Annotated in this window: 14 protein-coding genes and 1 riboswitch; of the genes, 8 read left to right on the top strand and 6 right to left on the bottom strand. The window is 70.9% G+C overall.

Annotated features, from left to right (window positions below):
• Nucleotides 1-101: 101 nt before the first annotated feature.
• Nucleotides 102-1748 (bottom strand): acyl-CoA synthetase, encoded by a 1647-nt coding sequence (locus tag LOC65_RS04810; protein ID WP_230246801.1) that lies wholly within the window; start codon nt 1746-1748, stop codon nt 102-104.
• A gap of 192 nt (nt 1749-1940) precedes the next feature.
• A riboswitch (glycine riboswitch) is annotated at nt 1941-2050 on the top strand.
• Between the two features lie 40 nt (nt 2051-2090).
• Between LOC65_RS04810 and gcvT the strand changes: the two genes are divergently transcribed.
• The 8 genes from gcvT to LOC65_RS04770 all read left to right on the top strand — a co-directional run bounded on the left by gcvT (nt 2091) and on the right by LOC65_RS04770 (nt 12344).
• Nucleotides 2091-3230, top strand: coding sequence for a glycine cleavage system aminomethyltransferase GcvT (gene gcvT / locus LOC65_RS04805; protein ID WP_230246800.1), 1140 nt, complete (start codon nt 2091-2093; stop codon nt 3228-3230).
• 18 nt (nt 3231-3248) lie between these two features.
• A complete protein-coding gene (gene gcvH, locus LOC65_RS04800) occupies nt 3249-3623 on the top strand; it encodes a glycine cleavage system protein GcvH (RefSeq protein ID WP_009857791.1) in 375 nt (124 codons plus the stop codon).
• Nucleotides 3624-3651: 28 nt separating this feature from the next.
• Nucleotides 3652-6540 carry an aminomethyl-transferring glycine dehydrogenase gene (gene gcvP / locus LOC65_RS04795; RefSeq protein ID WP_230246799.1) on the top strand — a complete coding sequence of 963 codons (2889 nt, stop codon included), beginning with the start codon at nt 3652-3654 and terminating at the stop codon, nt 6538-6540.
• Nucleotides 6541-6587: 47 nt separating this feature from the next.
• Nucleotides 6588-7982, top strand: coding sequence for an L-serine ammonia-lyase (locus tag LOC65_RS04790; protein ID WP_230246798.1), 1395 nt, complete (start codon nt 6588-6590; stop codon nt 7980-7982).
• A 245-nt stretch (nt 7983-8227) separates the two neighbouring features.
• Nucleotides 8228-9478, top strand: coding sequence for an ABC transporter substrate-binding protein (locus LOC65_RS04785; RefSeq protein WP_230246797.1), 1251 nt, complete (start codon nt 8228-8230; stop codon nt 9476-9478).
• 68 nt (nt 9479-9546) lie between these two features.
• Nucleotides 9547-10425: a carbohydrate ABC transporter permease gene (locus LOC65_RS04780; RefSeq protein WP_164962709.1), complete on the top strand. Its 879-nt coding sequence runs from the start codon at nt 9547-9549 to the stop codon at nt 10423-10425.
• The gene (locus LOC65_RS04775) at nt 10422-11276 is read left to right on the top strand and encodes a carbohydrate ABC transporter permease (protein WP_230246796.1); all 855 of its coding nucleotides are present in this window, start codon (nt 10422-10424) and stop codon (nt 11274-11276) included. Before LOC65_RS04780 ends, LOC65_RS04775 begins: the two co-directional genes overlap by 4 nt.
• Before the next feature lie 3 nt (nt 11277-11279).
• Nucleotides 11280-12344, top strand: a complete 1065-nt coding sequence (locus tag LOC65_RS04770; RefSeq protein ID WP_230246795.1) for an ABC transporter ATP-binding protein — start codon at nt 11280-11282, stop codon at nt 12342-12344.
• Nucleotides 12345-12388: 44 nt separating this feature from the next.
• On the opposite strand, the gene LOC65_RS04765 is transcribed toward LOC65_RS04770, so the two are convergent.
• The 5 genes from LOC65_RS04765 to LOC65_RS04745 form a co-directional block, all read right to left on the bottom strand.
• Nucleotides 12389-12691 carry a DNA-binding transcriptional regulator gene (locus LOC65_RS04765; RefSeq protein WP_230246794.1) on the bottom strand — a complete coding sequence of 101 codons (303 nt, stop codon included), beginning with the start codon at nt 12689-12691 and terminating at the stop codon, nt 12389-12391.
• On the bottom strand, nt 12675-13058 hold the full coding sequence (locus LOC65_RS04760) for a type II toxin-antitoxin system RelE/ParE family toxin (RefSeq protein WP_164962713.1): 384 nt from the start codon (nt 13056-13058) through the stop codon (nt 12675-12677). The genes LOC65_RS04765 and LOC65_RS04760 overlap by 17 nt, the downstream gene beginning before the upstream one ends.
• 167 nt (nt 13059-13225) lie before the next feature.
• Nucleotides 13226-16447 (bottom strand): efflux RND transporter permease subunit, encoded by a 3222-nt coding sequence (locus LOC65_RS04755; RefSeq protein ID WP_164962714.1) that lies wholly within the window; start codon nt 16445-16447, stop codon nt 13226-13228.
• A 3-nt stretch (nt 16448-16450) separates the two neighbouring features.
• Nucleotides 16451-17620, bottom strand: coding sequence for an efflux RND transporter periplasmic adaptor subunit (locus LOC65_RS04750; protein ID WP_230246793.1), 1170 nt, complete (start codon nt 17618-17620; stop codon nt 16451-16453).
• 132 nt (nt 17621-17752) lie between these two features.
• Nucleotides 17753-20161, bottom strand: coding sequence for a bifunctional diguanylate cyclase/phosphodiesterase (locus LOC65_RS04745; RefSeq protein ID WP_029718870.1), 2409 nt, complete (start codon nt 20159-20161; stop codon nt 17753-17755).
• Between the last annotated feature and the right edge of the window lie 35 nt (nt 20162-20196).

Here is a 20196-nt window from a genome sequence, read left to right as displayed (position 1 = left end):
CCTCTCCCGCGACGGCGGGAGAGGGCGGGGGGTGAGGGCCGGGGTCTGCCGCCACCCTCACCCCAACCCTCTCCCGCAAGCGGGAGAGGGAGAGGAACGACTCATTCGATCGCCGACGAGCTCCTGGCCCGCTGGCGCAACTGGAACTTCTGGATCTTGCCGGTGCTGGTCTTCGGGATCGTCTCGAAGCGGATCTCCTTGGGCACCTTGTCGCCGGCGAGCACACGCTTGCAGTGGGCGATCAGCTCGTCGGCCGTGACGTCGACGCCCAGCTTCAGCTCGACGTAGGCCACCGGCGTCTCGCCCCACTTCGGGTCGGGCTTGGCGACCACCGCGCAGGCCAGCACCGCGGGGTGGCGGTACAGCGCGTCCTCGACCTCCAGCGAGCTGATGTTCTCGCCGCCGGAGATGATGATGTCCTTGCTGCGGTCGCGGATCTTCACGTAGCGGTCGGGCTCGATGACCGCCAGGTCGCCGGTGTGGAACCAGCCGCCGGCGAAGGCCTTGGCGGTCGCCGACGGGTTCTTCAGGTAGCCCTTCATGACGATGTTGCCGCGGAACATGATCTCGCCCATCGTCTGGCCGTCGGCCGGCACCTCGGCCATCGTCTCCGGGTCGAGCACCGTCATGCCTTCCTGCAGCGCGTAGCGCACGCCCTGGCGGCCGTTGAGCCGCGTCTGCTCGGACAGGTCGGCCTCGCTCCAGGCCGGGCGTTTGACGGCCACCGCGGCCGGGCCGTAGACCTCGGTCAGGCCGTAGACGTGGGTGATGTCGAAGCCGATCTTCGCCATGCCTTCGATCATCGCCGCCGGCGGCGCGGCGCCGGCGACCATGCCGCGCACCTGCTGCGTGATGCCCTCGCGCCATTCGGCCGGCGCGTTGATGATCAGCCCGTGCACGATCGGCGCGGCGCAGTAGTGGTCGACGCCGTGCTCGCGCATCGCGTCGAGGATCGCTTTCGGCTCGACACGACGCAGGCAGACGTGCGTGCCGCCGAGCATCGCCACGGTCCACGGGAAGCACCAGCCGTTGCAGTGGAACATCGGCAGCGTCCACAGGTACTTCGGGAAGTGCGGCATGGTCCAGGTCGCCGCGTTGCCGACCGCGTTCAGGTAGGCGCCGCGGTGGTGGGTGACGACACCCTTGGGGTCGCCCGTCGTGCCGCTGGTGTAGCTGACGGCGATCGCGTCCCACTCGTCGGCCGGGCCTTCCAGGCGCGCCAGCGGCGCGTGCGCGGCCAGCAGCGCCTCGTACTCCAGCGTGCCGACGCGGTCGCCGCGGCCGGTGTACTCGCTGTCGCAGACGTCGATGACGACCGGCTCGCGGCCGTGTTCGGCCTTCAGCCGCGCCAGCGCGTCGGCCATCAGCGGGCCGAACTCGCGGTCGGTGATCAGCACCGCGGTCTCGCAGTGGTTCATCTGCCAGGCCAGCAGCGGCGCGTCCAGCCGCGTGTTCAGCGTGTTGAGCACGGCGTTGACCGCCGGCACCGCGTAGTGCGCCTCGACCATCTCCGGCGTGTTGGGCAGCATCACGCTGACCGTCGTGCCGCGGCCGACGCCCAGCGAGCGCAGCGCCGCCGCGAGCCGGGCGCTGCGCTCGCGCACCTGGGCCCAGGTGTAGCGCCGCGTGCCGTGGATCACGGCCGGCAGGTCGCCGAAGACCTCGGCGCTGCGCTCGACGAAACTCGTCGGCGACAGCGCCACGTGGTTGGCCGCGTTGCGGTCCAGGTGCTGCTCGTAGATGCTCATCCGGCCTCCTGTCGGTGCGCGGCGAATGTTATGCAAGCGGCTGACACCAGGCTGCCTCGGCCCCTCGTCTGCGGCGGGTGCGCGGCGCCGGATGGGCGCTGATACACTGCGCGCCGTCAGGAGAGAGCCCGCCTCGAGCGGGCCGCCGAAGGCGCAGGGTCCAGCCCGAACGCTCAGGCAAAAGGACTGGCTTTCCACCTCACTGGAGAGAGGCCGCCGCGACAGGCGGCCCACCGAAGGGGCAAGGACCACCGCCGGGGTGGCTTCCGAATCTCTCAGGTAAAGCGGACAGCGGGGGCACGTGCGTCGGCGACAGCCGGCGATCCGAAGACGATGCCCTCGATGGAGTCCGCTGTGAGCGACCTTCTGAAGACGCCCCTGCACGACCTGCACCTGAGCCTCGGTGCGCGTTTGGTGCCGTTCGCCGGCTACGCGATGCCGGTGCAATACCGCGACGGCCTGATCGCCGAACACCGCCAGTGCCGCAACGCCGCGGCGCTGTTCGACGTCTCGCACATGGGCCAGGTGCGGCTGTCGGGCGCCGACGCCGCAGCCGCGCTGGAGACGCTGGTGCCGGTGGACGTCGTCGACCTCGCCGTCGGCCGCCAGCGCTACGCCTTCTTCACCAACGAGCACGGCGGCCTGCTCGACGACCTGATGATCTCGCGCCCCGCGCCGGGCACCGGCTTCGGCGACCTGTTCCTCGTCGTCAACGCCGGCTGCAAGGACGCCGACCTGCGCCATCTGCAGACGAACATCGGCCACCGCTGCACCGTCGTCGGCATGCCCGAGCGCGCGCTGCTGGCGCTGCAGGGCCCGCTGGCCGCCGACGCGCTGGCGCGGCTGAACCCGGGCGTGAAGGACCTCGTGTTCATGACCGGCGGCGTCTTCGAACTGGCCGACGCGCCCTGCTTCGTCACGCGCTCGGGCTACACCGGCGAAGACGGCTTCGAGATCTCGGTGCCGGCCGAACGGGCCGAGGCGCTGGCTTCGGCGCTGCTGGCGCTGCCCGAGGTCAAGCCCGCCGGCCTGGGCGCACGCGACACGCTGCGCCTGGAAGCGGGGCTGTGCCTGTACGGCCACGACATCGACGAGAACACCTCGCCGGTCGAAGCCAGCCTGACCTGGGCGATCCAGAAGGTGCGCCGCCCGGGCGGTGCACGCGAAGGCGGCTACCCCGGCGCGGCGGCCGTCGAACGCCACCTGGCCGGCGGCGCGATGCGCAAGCGCGTCGGCCTCGTCGGCCTGGAACGTGTGCCGGTGCGCGAGGGCACGGCCATCGTCGATGCGCACGGCCATGCGCTGGGACGCGTGACCAGCGGTACGCTGGCGCCCGGGGTCGACCGTCCGATCGCGATGGCCTACCTGCCGCAGGACCATGCCGCCCCCGAACACGAGGTCTACGCCGAGGTGCGAGGCAAACGCCTGCCGATGCGCGTGACCCCGATGCCGTTCCAACCCCACCGCTACCACCGCGGTTGAAATCTTCAGGAGAAGCCGATGACCACCATGTTCACCCCCGACCACGAATGGATCAACATCGAAGACCACGAGGCCGCGGTCGTCGGCATCACGCCGCACGCGCAGGACGCGCTCGGTGATGTCGTCTTCGTCGAGCTGCCCGAGGTCGGCCGCACGTTCAAGAAGGGCGAGGTGGCCGGCGTCGTCGAGTCGGTGAAGGCCGCCGCCGACCTCTACATGCCGGTCAGCGGCGAGATCGTCGAGGTCAACGAAGCGCTGCGCGACGAGCCGGCGCTGGCCAACAGCGACCCGATGGGCAACGGCTGGTTCTTCAAGGTCCGTGTCGCCGACATGGCCGAGTTCGACCAGCTGATGGACCCGCCCGCCTACGACGCGTTGCTGAAGACGCTCTGACCCCACCCCCTCCAGCCGTCCGCCGCCCATGCTGATGTCCGCCCTTCCCACGCTCGCCGAGCTCGAGCACCACGACGAGTTCGCCGCCCGCCACCTCGGGCCCAACGAAGCCGAGGAACGGCAGATGCTGTCGGTGATCGGCGCCGCCTCGCGGCAGGCGCTGATCGAGGCGGTGGTGCCGCGCACCATCGCCCGGCCGCAGCCGATGCAGCTGCCGGCGCCGGTGCCCGAGCACCAGGCGCTGGCCGAGCTGCGTGCGATCGCGGCGAAGAACCGCACGCTGCGCAGCTTCATCGGCCAGGGCTACCACGGCACGCGCACGCCGACGGTGGTGCTGCGCAACGTGCTCGAGAACCCCGCCTGGTACACGGCCTACACGCCTTACCAGGCCGAGATCTCGCAGGGGCGGCTTCAGGCGCTGGTCAACTTCCAGACCATGATCGCCGAGCTGACCGGCATGGCGATCGCCAACGCCTCGATGCTCGACGAGGCCACCGCCGTCGCCGAGGCGATGACGCTGGCCCGGCGCAGCGTGCGCGCCAAGTCGGACACGATCCGCGTCGCCGACGACTGCCACCCGCAGACGATCGAGGTGCTGCGCACGCGCGCCGAGCCGCTGGGGCTGGCGGTCGACGTGCGGCCCTTCGCCACGCTCGCCGACGACGGCGAGTATTTCGCCGTCGTCGCGCAATACCCGGCCACCGACGGCACGGTGCACGACCTGCGCACGCTGGCCGACGCGGTGCATGCGAAGCAGGCGGCCTTCGTCGTCGCCGCCGACCTGCTGGCGCTGACGCTGCTCGTGCCGCCGGGCGAGTTCGGTGCCGACATCGCCGTCGGCACGACGCAGCGTTTCGGCGTGCCGATGGCCGCCGGCGGCCCGCACGCCGCCTACCTGGCCTGCCGCGACGAGTACAAGCGCGCGATGCCGGGCCGCCTCGTCGGCGTCAGCGTCGACGTGCACGGCCGCCCGGCCTACCGCCTGGCGCTGCAGACGCGCGAGCAGCACATCCGCCGCGAGAAGGCGACGTCCAACATCTGCACCGCCCAGGTGCTGCCGGCGGTGCTGGCGTCGATGTACGCCGTCTACCACGGCCCCGCTGGGCTCAAGCGCATCGCCCAGCGTGTCGCCGCCTACGCCGCGGCGCTGGCCGCCGGCCTGCGTGCGATGGGCCTGGAGGTGCTGACCGAAGCCGGCTTCGACACCGTCGCCGTCGAGCTCGGCGCGCGTGCCGACGCGGTGGTGGCGCGTGCGCTGGCCGACGGCGCCAACCTGCGCCGGCTGTCGGCGACGCGTGTCGCCGCAGCGCTGGACGAGACGACGAGCCGCGCCGACATCGCCGACCTCTGGCGCTGGTTCGCGCCCGACGGCGCGACGCTGCCGTCGATCGACGAATACGAGCGTGGCGTCGAGCCGCTGCTGCCCGAGGCGCTGCGCCGCAGCAGCGCCTTCCTGACGCACCCGGTCTTCAACTCGCACCACAGCGAGACCGAGATGCTGCGCTACCTGCGCCGCCTGTCCGACCAGGACCTGGCGCTCGACCGCACGATGATCCCGCTGGGCTCGTGCACGATGAAGCTCAACGCGACCAGCGAGATGATCCCCATCACCTGGCCGGAGTTCGCCAACCTGCACCCGTTCGCGCCGCGCGACCAGCTGGCCGGCGTCTGGGAGATGAACGACCAGCTCTGCGCCTGGCTGGCCGAAGCCACCGGCTACGCCGGCATCAGCCTGCAGCCCAACGCCGGCTCGCAGGGCGAGTACGCCGGCCTGCTGGCGATCCGCGGCTGGCACGCCTCGCGCGGCGACGCGAAGCGCGACCTCTGCCTGATCCCCGAGTCGGCGCACGGCACCAACCCGGCGAGCGCGCAGATGGCCGGTCTCTCGGTCGTCGTCGTCAAGTGCGACGCCAACGGCAACGTCGACCTCGCCGACCTGGAGGCCAAGTGCGTCCAGCACGCCGAACGCCTGGCCTGCGTGATGATCACCTACCCGTCGACCTACGGTGTCTTCGAGCCGGGCGTCAAGCAGCTGTGCGAGATCGTGCACCGCCACGGCGGCCGGGTCTACGTCGACGGCGCGAACATGAACGCGCTCGTCGGCCTGGCGGCGCCGGGCGAGTTCGGCGGCGACGTCAGCCACCTGAACCTGCACAAGACCTTCTGCATCCCGCACGGTGGCGGCGGCCCGGGCGTCGGCCCGGTCTGCGTCGTCGCCGACCTCGTGCCCTTCCTGCCCGGCCACGGCGACGCCGCCGCGCCGGTGGGCGCCGTCAGCGCCGCGCCGCTGGGCAACGCGGGCGTGCTGCCGATCAGCTGGATGTACGTGCGCATGATGGGCGCCGACGGCCTGCGCCAGGCCACCGAGACCGCGATCCTCAGCGCCAACTACATCGCCGCGCGGCTGGCGCCTTACTACGACATCCACTACAGCGGCGGCATCGACGGCATCGCCGGCGGCGGTGTCGCGCACGAGTGCATCCTCGACCTGCGGCCGCTGAAGGAGACCAGCGGCATCAGCGCCGAGGACGTCGCCAAGCGCTTGATCGACTACGGTTTTCACGCCCCGACGCTGAGTTTCCCGGTGCCCGGCACGCTGATGGTCGAGCCGACCGAGAGCGAGCCGCTGGTCGAGCTGGACCGCTTCTGCGACGCGATGATCGCCATCCGCGCCGAGATCGCGAAGGTCGAGTCCGGCGCCTGGTCGCGCGAGGACAACCCGCTGAAGCACGCCCCGCACACCGCCGAGGCGCTGCTCGCGGCCGAGTGGCCGCACGCCTACGGCCGCGAGGAAGCCGCCTACCCGGTGCCGGCGCTGCGCCGCCACAAGTACTGGTCGCCGGTGGGCCGCGTGGACAACGTCTGGGGTGACCGCAACCTCAGCTGCAGCTGCCCGCCGATGGCCGACTACGCCTGAGCCCGCGGGCGCGGCCGGCGCCGCGCCCGCCATCGTTGGAGGTCACGATGGCCGTTTCCGTCTTCGACCTCTTCAAGATCGGCATCGGGCCGAGCAGCAGCCACACCGTCGGCCCGATGCGCGCCGCGCGGCTGTTCGTCTCGCGGCTGGCGCACGACGGCCTGCTGGAGCGCACGGCGCGTGTCGGCGCCCGGCTCTACGGCTCGCTGGGCGCCACCGGCAAGGGCCACGGCAGCGACACCGCGGTGCTGCTGGGCCTGGCCGGCCACGAGCCCGACACGGTGCCGATCGACGAGGTGCCGGCGCTGCTGGCCGCGATCCGCGCCAGCGCCCGCCTCGCGCTGCTGGGCCGCCAGGCGGTGGACTTCGTCGAAACGCGCGACCTGAAGTTCCACCGCCGCGAGACCCTGCCGTTCCACGCCAACGGCATGGCCTTCGCGGCCTGGGACGCCGCCGGCGCGCTGCTAGCCGAACGCCGCTACTACTCGGTGGGCGGCGGTTTCGTCGTCAGCGACGAGGTCGCGGCCGACGGCAGCCGGCACCCGGTGATCGCGCCCGACACGACCGTGCTGCCGCACCCGTTCCACACCGGCGCCGAATTGCTGGCGCTGAGCACCGAGCTGGGCTGCGACATCGCCGGCGTGATGCGCCGCAACGAGCGCCACTGGCGCAGCGACGCCGAGATCGACGCCGGCCTGCTGGCGATCTGGCAGGTGATGCAGCAGTGCGTGGCGCGCGGCATGCGCACCCGCGGCACGCTGCCCGGCGGCTTCAAGGTGCAGCGGCGTGCCCCCGACCTGGCCGAGGCGCTGCAGGCGCAGGCGCCCGACGGCACGCCGGCCGACCCGCTGGCGGTGCTCGACTGGGTCAACCTCTTCGCGCTCGCCGCCAACGAGGAGAACGCCGCCGGCGGCCGGGTCGTCACCGCGCCGACCAACGGCGCCGCCGGCATCGTGCCCGCGGTGCTGCACTACTACCAACGCTTCGTGCCCGGCGCCAGCGAACGCGGTGTCGTCGACTTCCTGCTGACGGCCGGCGCCATCGGCCTGCTCTACAAGGAGAACGCCAGCATCTCCGGCGCCGAGGTCGGCTGCCAGGGCGAGGTCGGCGTCGCCTGCTCGATGGCCGCCGGCGCCTTGTGCGCGGTGCTCGGAGGCAGCCCGGCGCAGGCCGAGAACGCCGCCGAGATCGGCATGGAGCACCACCTGGGCCTGACCTGCGACCCGGTCGGCGGCCTGGTGCAGATCCCCTGCATCGAACGCAACGCGATGGGCGCGGTGAAGGCGATCAACGCCGCACGCATCGCGCTGCGCGGCGACGGCACGCACAAGGTCAGCCTGGACCAGGTCATCAAGACGATGCGCGAGACCGGCGCCGACATGCTGACCAGGTACAAGGAGACGGCCCGCGGCGGCCTGGCGGTGAACATCGTCGAATGCTGAGGCCGCTGCGGTCCGCCAAGCGCGAGGCCGCAGCCCGAGTCAAGCGCAGGGGGGCCGACGTTGCGCCCGCCCCTCAACGCGCGCTTTCATCGGATTCCACGGGGTTACGGCCCTTGATCTGGCCCACGTAGCGGCGCATCCTCGTCGCGGCGAGGCCCGGGCGACACTGCGCGTGGCACCCGGCACCTCGCACGACCCACCACGAACGACAGCCGCCACGAGCGGCGCACACGAGGTAGACGGACATGAAGAACACCCCCATCCGCACCCTGGCGGCCGCCGCCGCACTGGCCGCCTGTGGCATGGCCCAGGCCGGCGAAGTCGAGGTCCTGCACTGGTGGACCAGCGGCGGCGAGGCCAAGGCCGCGGCAGCCCTGAAGGCCACGATGCAGGCCAAGGGCCACACCTGGAAGGACTTCGCGGTCGCCGGTGGCGGCGGCGACTCGGCGATGACGGTGCTGAAGTCGCGTGTGGTCTCGGGCAACGCCCCGGCCGCGGCGCAGATCAAGGGCCCGGCGCTGCAGGAATGGGCCGCCGAAGGCGTGCTCGCCAACATCGACGACGTCGCCAAGGCCGAGAACTGTGACGCCGTGCTGCCCAAGGCGGTGGCCGACGTGATGAAGTACAAGGGCAACTACATCGCCGCACCGGTGAACGTGCACCGCGTGAACTGGCTGTGGGCCAACCCGGAAGCCTTCAAGAAGGCCGGCGCCAAGGTGCCGACGACCTGGGACGAGTTCTTCGTCGCCGCCGAGGCGCTGAAGAAGGCCGGCATCATCCCCGTCGCGCACGGCGGCCAGAACTGGCAGGACTTCACCACCTTCGAGAGCGTGGCGCTGGGTGTCGGCGGCACCGAGTTCTACCGCAAGGCCCTGGTGCAGCTCGACCCGGCGACGCTGAACAGCCCGACGATGGAGAAGGTGCTCACGACCTTCAAGCGCGTGAAGGGCTACACCGACCGCAACGCCCCCGGCCGCGACTGGAACCTCGCGACCGCGATGGTCATCAAGGGCGAAGCCGGCATGCAGCTGATGGGCGACTGGGCCAAGGGCGAGTTCGTCGCCGCCGGCAAGCTGCCGGGCAAGGACTTCGTCTGCGCCCCGGCCCCGGGCACGGCGCAGGCCTTCACCTTCAACATCGACTCGTTCGCGATGTTCAAGCTGAAGAACGCCGAGAACACCAAGGCCCAGAAGGCGCTGGCCGCGGCCATCATGTCGCCGGACTTCCAGCAGGTGTTCAACCTCAACAAGGGCTCGATCCCGGTGCGCCTGGGCATGAACATGGACAAGTTCGACGACTGCGCCAGGCTGTCGGCCAAGGACTTCGTCGCGACGTCGAAGAACGGCGGCCTGGTGCCGTCGATCGCCCACGGCATGGCCGTCGCCCCGGCCATCGAAGGCGCGATCAAGGACGTCGTCAGCCAGTTCTGGAACAGCGACAAGATGAGCGCCAAGGACGCGATGACGCGCATCGCCAACGCCGCGAAGGCGCAGTAAACCCGCCGTAGAACCGACGCGCCGCGTTCCCCGCCAGCGGGACGCGGCGCGTCTGCCGTGCCGCCTCCATGCCGTCTTCATCGCCCGCGGGCGCACGCTGGCTGCCCAAGCTGGTCGTCGCGCCGTCCTTCGTCCTGTCGTTCCTGTTCATCTACGGGCTGATCGCCTGGAACGGCTACCTGTCGCTGTCGGCCTCGCGCCTGCTGCCCAACTACGAGTTCGTCGGGCTGGAGCAGTACGTGCGCCTGTTCGACAACGAGCGCTTCCACGTCGCGCTCGTCAACATGGGCATCTTCGGCACGCTGTTCATCGGCGGCTCGATGGCCCTGGGCCTGCTGCTGGCCATCCTGCTGGACCAGAAGATCCGCGCCGAGGGCCTGCTGCGCACGATCTACCTGTACCCGATGGCGATCTCGTTCATCGTCACCGGCACGGCCTGGAAGTGGATCCTGAACCCCGGCCTGGGGCTGGAGCACGTGGTCCAGCAATGGGGCTTCGAGAGCTTCAGCTTCGGCTGGCTGGTCGACCCGGAGAAGGCGATCTACTGCGTCGCGATCGCCGGCGTCTGGCAGAGCGCGGGCTTCGTCATGGCGCTGTTCCTGGCCGGGCTGCGCGGCATCGACGACTCGGTCATCAAGGCCGCGCAGGTCGACGGTGCGAGCCTGCCGCTGATCTACTGGCGCATCGTCATCCCGACGCTCAGGCCCGTGTTCTTCAGCACGCTGATGGTCGTCAGCCACCTGGCGATCAAGAGCTTCGACCTCGTGATGGCGCTGACCGCCGGCGGCCCCGGCTACGCCACCGACCTGCCGGCGACCTTCATGTACGCGATGGCCTTCTCGCGCGGCCAGATCGGCCTGGGCGCGGCCAGCGCGACGGTGATGCTGGCCACCGTGGCTGCGATCGTCGTGCCCTATCTCTACAGCGAACTGAGGGCCAAACGATGAGCCGCCACGTCCTGCAACGCGCCCTGCTGTGGGCTGCCCTGCTGCTGTTCGCGGCCTGGTTCCTGACGCCGCTGTACGTGATGGTCACCACGTCGCTGAAGGACATGGACCAGGTGCGTGCCGGCAGCCTGCTGTCGCTGCCCACGAGCCCCAGCCTCGACGCCTGGGCGCGGGCCTGGAGCAGCGCCTGCACAGGCACCGACTGCGGCGGCCTGAAGCCCTTCTTCATGAACTCGGTGCTGATGGTCGTGCCGGCGGTGCTGGTGTCGACGGCGATCGGCTCGATCAACGGCTACGTGCTGTCGAAGTGGCGCTTCCGCGGCAGCGAGACGATGTTCGCGCTGATGCTGTTCGGCGTCTTCATGCCGATGCAGGTGGTGCTGCTGCCGATGAGCCAGGTGCTCGGCTGGCTGGGCATCGCCAGCTCGATCTGGGGGCTGATCCTGGTGCACGTCGTCGCCGGCATCCCGAGCACGACGCTCTTCTTCCGCAACTACTACGTCGGCCTGCCCGACGAGCTGATCAAGGCCGCGATGCTGGACGGCGCCGGCTTCTGGAAGATCTTCACGCGCATCGTGCTGCCGCTGTCCACGCCGATCCTCGTCGTGACGCTGATCTGGCAGTTCACCAACATCTGGAACGACTTCCTCTACGGCGTCGTCTTCTCCGGCGCCGACAGCAAACCCGTGACCGTCGGTCTCAACAACCTCGCCAACACCTCCAGCAGCGTGAAGGAATACAACGTCGACATGGCCGCGGCACTGATCGCGGCGCTCCCCACCCTCTTCGTCTACGTCGTCGCCGGCAAGTACTTCGTGCGCGGCCTGACGGCCGGCGCGGTGAAAGGCTGAACCATGGGAGCCCTGTCCATCCGCTCCGTGCGCAAGGCCTTCGGCAAGACCGAGATCCTGAAAGGCATCGACATCGAGGTCGAGGCCGGCGACTTCCTGATCCTCGTGGGCCCCTCGGGCTGCGGCAAGAGCACGCTGCTGAACATGATCGCCGGCCTGGACGCGCCGAGCTCGGGCCGCATCCACATCGACGGCCGCGACGTCACCGACGTGCCCAGCAAGGACCGCGACATCGCGATGGTGTTCCAGAGCTACGCCCTGTACCCCAACATGGACGTGCGCCAGAACATCGCCTTCGCGCTGGAGATGCGCAAGGTGCCCAAGGCCGAGCGCGAGGCGGCGGTGCAGCGTGTCGCCAAGATGCTGCAGATCGACCACCTGCTCGACCGCAAGCCCGGCGCGCTGTCGGGCGGCCAGCGCCAGCGCGTCGCGATGGGGCGCGCGCTGGCGCGCGACCCCAAGCTGTTCCTGTTCGACGAGCCGCTGTCCAACCTGGACGCCAAGCTGCGCGTCGAGATGCGCGCCGAGATCAAGCTGCTGCACCAGCGCACGCACACGACGACGGTCTACGTCACGCACGACCAGGTCGAGGCGATGACGCTGGGCGACCACATCGCGGTGATGAAGGACGGCGCCGTGCAGCAGCTGGGTTCGCCGCACGAGATCTACACCCGGCCGGCGACACGTTTCGTCGCCGAATTCATCGGCTCGCCGGCGATGAACATGATCCTCGCCCAGCGCAGCGCCGACGGCGGCCTGACGGCGGCCGGCCACGCGCTGCCGCTCAGCGCCGCGCAACGCCAGGCGCTGGCCGGCGGCAGCGGCGAGGTCATCTACGGCCTGCGGCCCGAGAACGTCTGCCTGGGCGCCGAAGGCCTGCCGGGCGAACTCGTCATCGTCGAGCCGACCGGCCCCGAGACCTACATGACCGCCAACACCGTGGCGGGCAAGCTGACCGCGCGCCTGCCCGGCACCGCCGAAGGCCAGGTCGGCGGCACGGTGCATCTGCACTGGGCGGCCGAACACGCGCACCTGTTCGACGCGGCGAGCGAGAAGCGCATCGGCTGAGCGCCGCTCACGTCCGGACGGCCGCGATCAGCGGCTTGCAGCCGTCAGCTGATGGCCTGCAGGCCCTTGTCGGCGATGAGGTTCAGCAGCTTCAGCGCCGGCCCGGCCGGACGGGTCTCGCCTTGTTCCCACTTGCGCACCGTCGACGCCGTGGTGTGCAGGTGCAGCGCGAAGACCGGCTGGCTGACGTTCAAGGCTTCACGCAGGCGCTTGATGTCGGCGGCGTCGAAAGGCCTGACGGGCGGAGGACAGATCGCGTCGAACTCGCGCATCGTGAGCTTGCTGATCGCGCCCGCTTCATGGAGCGCCGCCAGGTCATCACGCAGGGACTCAACGATCTTGCTCACCATGCACCTCCAGCAGCACGCCCGTTCGCAGGGCCTTCGACAAGGCTTCGGCCGACAACTCGAGAAACACCCGACCGGCAAACCGCAGCGCCGACTTCTCGTCCTGAGTGATGTTCGCCTTGTCGCTCTTGGAAAAGCCGTGCAGGAACACATAACGCCCGCCGATCCGGGCCGACAGCAGCGTCCTGCAGCCGCCGCTCTTGCCCGCGCCCTGGCGAGCCACTCGCTTCTTGTAGAGACCGCCACCCAGATCGGCGTCGATCAGTCCGCTTTCCATCTCCTGCACGGCCTTGCACAAGGCAGAGTCGGGCAGCTTCTCTGCCGCCTGCCATCGTGCGAAGTCCTTGCGCTTGAAGATCTGGGACATCGCGGGCTCCAAATCATACCCGTTACGGGTAGCTTTCTGCAGAAAGCTGATCGGTTCGACGACACCCGTCGTCTGGTTGCGGGGCGAGCATGCGCCCTGTGCCGCCGCCCACGAGGCCCCAAAAAGAAGGCCGCCCTCGGGCGGCCTTCTCGTTCAACGTTGCAGCCTCAGTCGCGATCCGCGCTGGCCCCTGCCGGCAGCACCCCGCCGCCGGGCTCGGCCGCCGGCGCCGGTTTCGGCTTGCGATCACGCACCAGGTAGCTGTAGAGCACCGGCACGACGACCAGCGTCAGCAGCGTCGAGGTGATGACGCCGCCGATGATCGCGCGGCCCATCGGCGCCTGGATCTCGCCGCCGTCGTTGAGCGCCATCGCCAGCGGCAGCATGCCGAAGACCATCGCCGCGGTCGTCATGACGATCGGCCGCATGCGCGTCAGCCCGGCCTGCAGCAGCGCCTCGGGCACGCTGGCGCCGTCGCGCCGGGCGTGGTTGGCGAAATCGACGAGCAGGATCGCGTTCTTCGTCACCAGGCCCATCAGCATCACCAGGCCGATCATCGAGAAGACGTTGAGCGTCGAGCCCGAGACCAGCAGCGCGATCATCACGCCGATCAGCGACAGCGGCAGCGAGGCCATGATCGCCACCGGCTGCACGAAGCTGCCGAACTGGCTGGCCAGCACGATGTAGATGAAGATCACCGCCAGCGCCATCGCGCCGAGCATCGCCGTGAAGGCCTCGTTCTGGTCCTTGGTCTGGCCGCCGACGTCGAAGGTGAAACCCGGCGGCAGCGAGGTCTCGGCGATCAGCTTCTGCACGTCGGCGCCGACGTCGCCGGCCGGGCGCCCCTGCACCCCGGCGAAGATCGCCTCGCGGCGCTGCAGGTTCTGGCGCCGGATGACTTCCGGGTTGACCACCGACTCGATCGAGGCCACCGCGTCCAGCGGGATCGGCGTGCCGTCCTTGGCGAAGGCCACCGGCAGCTTGCGCATCTGCTCGAGCTCCTGGCGCGCGTCCTGCGGCAGGCGCAGCAGCACCTCGACCTGCTCGCCGTCGGGCGTCGTCCAGTAGGTCGCGACCTCGCCGTTGACGTAGGCGCGCAGGCTCGACGCCAGCTGCGGCGCGGTCAGGCCGAGCTCGCGCACCGCCGCCGGCAGCAGCCGCACCGCATAGGCCGGCACGCCGGGCTTGACCGACAGCTCGACGTCGGCGATGCCGGGGATCTTCTTCACCTTCTCGGCGAAGTCGCTGGCCACACGCGCCAGGCCTTCGGGGTCGCTGCCGAGGATGGCGACGTAGATCGGGCGGTCGAAGCCGACCGAGGTCTCGATGCCCGGGATCGCCGCGATGCGCTCGCGGATCGCGTCCTCGACCTGCTTCTGCGTGCGGTCACGTTCGCGGCGGTCGACGAGGCCGATGTTCAGCACCGCCTGGTTGCGCCCGGTCGAAAGCCCCGCCCCCTGGCCGCCGACGCTGGTGGCGACGTTCTTGACCTCGGGGAACGAGGCGACGATCTCCTCGACCTGGCGCACCTTGGCGTCGCTGCGCTCCAGGCTGGAGCCCACCGGCATGCGGATCGACAGCTGCGTGAAGCCCTGGTCGGTCTGCGGCACGAACTCCGAGCCGACCAGCGGCGCCAGCATCAGCGCGGCGACGAAGCTCGCGCCGCCGGTGGCCATCACGACGCCGCGCGGCGTCAGCGTCGCCCAGCGCCAGCGGCGGCGCTGGCTGCGGTCGCGCCGGCCGTCGGCGCCGAAAGGCCGGGCGAAGGCCGGCACGCCGAACAGGCGCCAGCGCTTGGGGCCGAAGGCCCAGCGGATCAGGCGCTCGTAGACCGTGTGCAGCCCGTCCATGCCGCGGTCGACGCCGCGCAGCATCGCGCCGATGACCGGCAGCCGCGCCAGGCGCGCCGACGGCGGGTCGCGCCAGACGCTGGACAGCATCGGGTCGAGCGTGAAGCTGACGAACAGGCTGACCAGCACCGCGACGACGACGGTGATGCCGAAGGGGTAGAAGAACTTGCCGATGATCCCGCCCATGAAGGCCACCGGCACGAACACCGCGCAGATCGCGAAGGTCGTCGCCATCACCGCCAGGCCGATCTCGCGCGTGCCTTCGTCGGCGGCGGTGTAGTGGTCCTTGCCCATGTGCACGTGGCGCACGATGTTCTCGCGCACGACGATCGCGTCGTCGATCAGCAGGCCGATGCACAGCGACAAGGCCATCATCGTCATGAAGTTCAGCGTGAAGCCGAAGGCGTGCACGGCGATGAAGCTGGAGATCACCGCGATCGGCAGCGTCAGCCCGGTGATGACCGTGCTGCGCCACGAGTGCAGGAACAGGAAGACGATGGCCACCGTCAGCAGCGCGCCTTCGATCAGCGTGTGGCGCAGACCGACGAGCGAGCCCTTGACCCAGTCGCTGGCGGCGTAGACGAGCTCGATCTGGGTGTCCGGCGGCAGCGTGCGGCCGAGCTCGTCCATCGCCTCCTTGACCTTCTCGCCGGTGGCGACGATGTTCGCGTCCTGCTGCTTGAAGACGTTGAAGTTGATCGCCGTGCGGCCGTTGAGCCGGGCGAACGAGTCGGGCTCGCGCTCGCGCTCGACCAGCCGGCCCAGGTCACCCAGGCGCAGCGGCAGGCCGTTGCGGTGCGCGACGATGGTGTTCTCGAACTCGCGCGGGTCGCGCACGCGGCCCTCGACCCGCAGGATGGCGTCGGCGCGCTCGTTGCTGAGCAGGCCCACCGGCTCGTCGGCATTGGCCTCGTCCAGCGCCTTGGCCACCTCGGCCGGCGTCACCGCGTAGGCGCGCAGGCGTTCGGGGTCGAGGTCGATGCGCACCTCGCGCAGCGCCAGGCCGCTGACGTCGACGCGGGCGACACCGTCGACACGCTGCAGCCGGCGGCTCACCACCTGGTCGGCGATGATCGACAGCTCGCGCTGGCTGCGCGTGTCCGACAGCAGCGCCAGCGCGACGACCGGCTGCGAGTTCTCGTTGTCGAAGCGGTTGATCAGCGGCGGCTTGGCGTCGTCGGGGAAACGTGCCTGCGCCGCGGCGACGCGGTCGCGCACGTCCTGCATCGCGCGGCCCATGTCGGTGTCCAGCGTGAACTCGATGCTGGTCTGGCTGCGGCCCTCGAAGCTGCGCGAGGTCAGGCGCTTGACGCCGGCGATGCCGTTGACCGACTCCTCCAGCGGCTTGGTGATCTCACGCTCGACGGCCTCGGGCGAAGCGCCCGGGTACGACACCTCGACGTAGGCCCCGGGCAGCGCGATGTCGGGCATCTGCTCGACACCCAGCCGCATGTAGGAAAAGACGCCCAGCACGCACAGCGCGACCATGACCATGGTCGCGAAGACGGGGTTGCGGATCGAGACGCGGGTGATCCACATGCTTCACTCCACGCGCGGTGACGAGGCCGCCGACGCCGCGGACGCCACCGACCCGGCGCTGCCGGCCGGCGAGACCTGCGCCTTGGCGCCCTCGCGCAGGTTGTCGAAGCGCAGCGCCAGCACGGTGGCCTTCTCGGGCACGCCCGACAGCAGCTCGACGCGGCCGGCCGCGTCGTCGCGGCGGCCGAGCTTGACCGCGCGGCGCGCCAGCACGCCGTCCTCGATGACCCAGACGTGGTCCTGGCCACCGACACGCGAGACCGCGTCGACCGGCAGCGTCAGCCGTTCGCCGGCGTCCTTCAGCGTCACCGCGGCGACGGCGTACTGGCCGGCGCGCAGGCGCTCGCCGGGGTTGTCCAGCGCGATCGTCACGCCGATCGAACGCGTGCCGGACTCGGCCGCCGGGGCGATGCGCGCCAGGCGGCCGCGGAACGGCTCGGCCAGGCCCTCGACGCGCACTTCGGCCGTCATGCCAGGCGTCAGCTTGCCGACCTCGTGCGTGCCGACGCTGCCGGCGAGCTCGAGCTCGCGGATGTCGACGATCGTCAGCAGCTGCTGCTCCTCGGCCAGCTTCTCGCCCGGCACCACATGGCGCTTGGCGACGATGCCCGCGATCGGCGCCACCAGCGCCGCCTCGCGCATCGTCGTGCGCACCGTGTCGCGCGCCGCGGCGGCGGCGTCGTAGGCGCCGCGAGCCGTCTCCAGCGCGGCACGCGAGTTCTCCAGCGCGATCGGCGAGATGAACTTCTGCTGCGCCAGCCGTTCGTTGGACTCGTGCGTGCGCTCGGCCTGCACCAGCGTGGCCTTGGCGGCGGCGAGCTGGGCGTCGCGCTCGGCGACGCGGCTGGCCAGCTCGGACAGGTCCATGCGGCCCAGCACCTGGCCGGCCTTGACGCGGCTGCCCTCGGCGACGTCCAGCGCCAGCAGCGTGCCGGCGGCCTTGGCGCGCACGATGGCCGTCTGAGGCGCGACCAGCGGGCCGGAAAACTCCACGCGCTCGGGCATCGTCGTGCGCTGCGGCAGGGTGACCTCGCGGGCGACGAACTTCAGCGGCGGCGGGCCGGCAGGCGCCTCCTTGGCGGCGCCGTTGCCGGCGCCCTTCATCCAGACGGCGGCAGCGCCACCGGCGAGTGCCAGCACGACGGCGGCCGACACCCAGGTTCTCGTTCTCATCGAATGCCTCCTGGCCGTCCTCGGGAGACGGCGGCCTGCAGTGTAGAAAGACCGCCGATCACCCTGGCGGCGCTGCGACGAAGCGCAGCGGCGGCGGCATCAGCTGCCGGACACGGCGACAGACGGCAGCGCTCAGGCGGCGTGGGTCTCGGCGATGCGGCGCTCGAGCGCGGCGGCCTCCAGCGGCCGGCCGTACAGCCAGCCCTGGCCGTAGTCGCAGCGCAGGCGTGTCATCAGCGCCGCCTGGCCGGCGGTCTCGATGCCCTCGGCGACGGTCGCCATGTCCAGCGACTGGGCGACGCGGATCGTCGCCTCGATCAGCACGCGGTGGTACTCGATGGTCTCGGCGTGGGCGATGAAGCTGCGGTCGATCTTCACCGTGTCCACCGGCAGCAGATGCAGGCAGGCCAGCGAGGAGTAGCCGGTGCCGAAGTCGTCGAGCGCCAGCCGCACGCCGAGCTGCTTGAGCTGGCGCAGCGTCGCCTGCACGACCTCGTCCTGCGCCGCCAGCGACTCGGTGACCTCCAACTGCAGCACCTGCGGCGGCAGGCCGTGCTCGGCCAGGATCGCGCCGACGAGCTCGGGCAGCGCCGGCGAGCGCAGCTGGGCGCGCGACAGGTTGACGTTGAGCTGGCGCGGCGCGCGCGAGCCCAGGCGCGCGCGCCAGTCGGCGAAGCAGGCGCAGCTCTCGCGCAGCACGTGCTCGCCGATGGCGTCGATCAGCCCCACCTCCTCGGCGACGCCGATGAAGCCGCCCGGCGTCAGCACGCCGCGTGTCGGGTGGCGCCAGCGCACCAGCGCCTCGACGCCGGTGGCGCGGCCACCGGGCAGCGCGACGATGGGCTGGTAGACGACGAAGAGCTCGCCCTCGGGCAGCGCGCGGCGCAGGTCGTTCTCGATCTGCAGCTGCTGGCTGACACGCTCGTGCATCGCCGGGTCGAAGACCATGCAGCAGTCGCGCCCGGCGCGCTTGGCCTCGTACATCGCGGTGTCGGCGTCGCGCAGCAGGTCGTCGGGCGTGCGCGACTCGGCACCCGCCGCGGCAACGACGACGCCGATGCTGACGCTGGACTGCACCCAGCGGCCGTTGATCGTGTACGGCTCGGCCAGGTCGCGCAGCAGGCGGTCGGTGATCGCCCGCGCGTCCTCGACACGGCAGACGCCGTCGAGCACGACGATGAACTCGTCGCCGCCCAGGCGCGCTGCGGTGTGCTCGCCGCCGGCCCGCGCAACCGCGTCGCCCGGGCGCAGCGCCAGCTCGATGCGCCGCGCCATCTGCTTGAGCAGCTCGTCGCCTTCGCTGTGGCCCAGCGTGTCGTTGATCTGCTTGAAGCGGTCGAAATCCATGAACAGCAGCGCGAAGCCGTAGCCCGGGTTGCGCCGCGCATGGTCGATCGCCCGCTCCAGGCGCTGGATCGCGGCGGCGCGGTTGGGCAGGCCGGTCAGCGCGTCGGTGCTGGCGGCCAGGCGCAGCCGCTCGCCGAGCTCGCGCCGCGCGGTGACGTCGGTGGCCAGCGAGACGAAACCGCGGTGGCTGCTGTCCTCGTCGAACAGCGGCTGCATGTCGATGGCGAACCAGACCTCGCCGCCGTGTTTGCGGCGCGTCAGCACCTCGAAGCGCGCCGGGCGCTGGCTGCGCAGCGCCTCGTGGAACGGCGCCACGTCGGCCGAGGCGTTGCGCGGGCTGTGCAGCGCGCCGTCGACGGCCCGGCCGCGCACCTCGTCGGCCGACCAGCCGGTGATGCGCGTGAAGGCGTCGTTGACCCACTCGATGCGGCCGCCGGGGTCGGTGACGACGACCACGTTGTCGGTGCGCGAGACCACCAGCGCCAGGCGCTTGAGCTCGCGTGTCTGCACCGCCAGGCGCTGCAACTGCTCGCGCAGCGCGCGCATCGTCGGCGCCGCGACCAGCAGCACGACGGCCGCCAGCACCAGCAGCGTCATGCCCACGCCCCACTGCAGCACGCTGGACTGGCGCGCGCTGCGCTCCAGCGAGGCCTCGTGCAGGCGGCGGTACAGCAGGTCGGCGCCGGCGAGCGCAGGCTCCACCTCCTCCTGCAGGGTCTCGGCGACCCGGGTCGCGTTGTCCGCATCACGGCGCGCGAGGTGCCAGTCCAGCGTGTCGGCGCGATACCAGAGGCGCTCGCGCACCACGTGCCAGCGCGCCAGCGCGGTGGCGACCTCGTCCTCGTCGTGCCATGAGAGCGTCTGCTGCGCCGCCAGCAGCGCCTCGATGCGCAACTCGGTGCTGCGCGACCGGTCGATCGCCTCGGACAGCAGCGCCGTGTCCACGGTCCCCGTCATGCCGCCGCCGGCGACCATCGCCGCCAGGCGGCCGACCTGCTGGCAAAAGCCGCGCTGCGCGCCGGCCAGGCCGATCAGCTCGGCATCCAGCGCACGCACGCGCTCGAGCCGGCCGTTGTACCAGGACTGGAAGCCGGCCAGCGCCACCAGCGTCGCGAACGTGAACCACAACGCATAGCGGATGCGGCGGTGCGCTCGGTCAACGCTGCCAGGCGTCGTCGACGGGCTGGTGTCCATCAGGGGCGGGGGGGAGGGAAAGTCGCGGCCGGCGC

This window comes from Rubrivivax sp. JA1055, assembly GCF_020966565.1.
GTDB lineage: Bacteria > Pseudomonadota > Gammaproteobacteria > Burkholderiales > Burkholderiaceae_C > Rubrivivax > Rubrivivax benzoatilyticus.
This window is presented reverse-complemented; position numbering and strand designations above follow the sequence as displayed.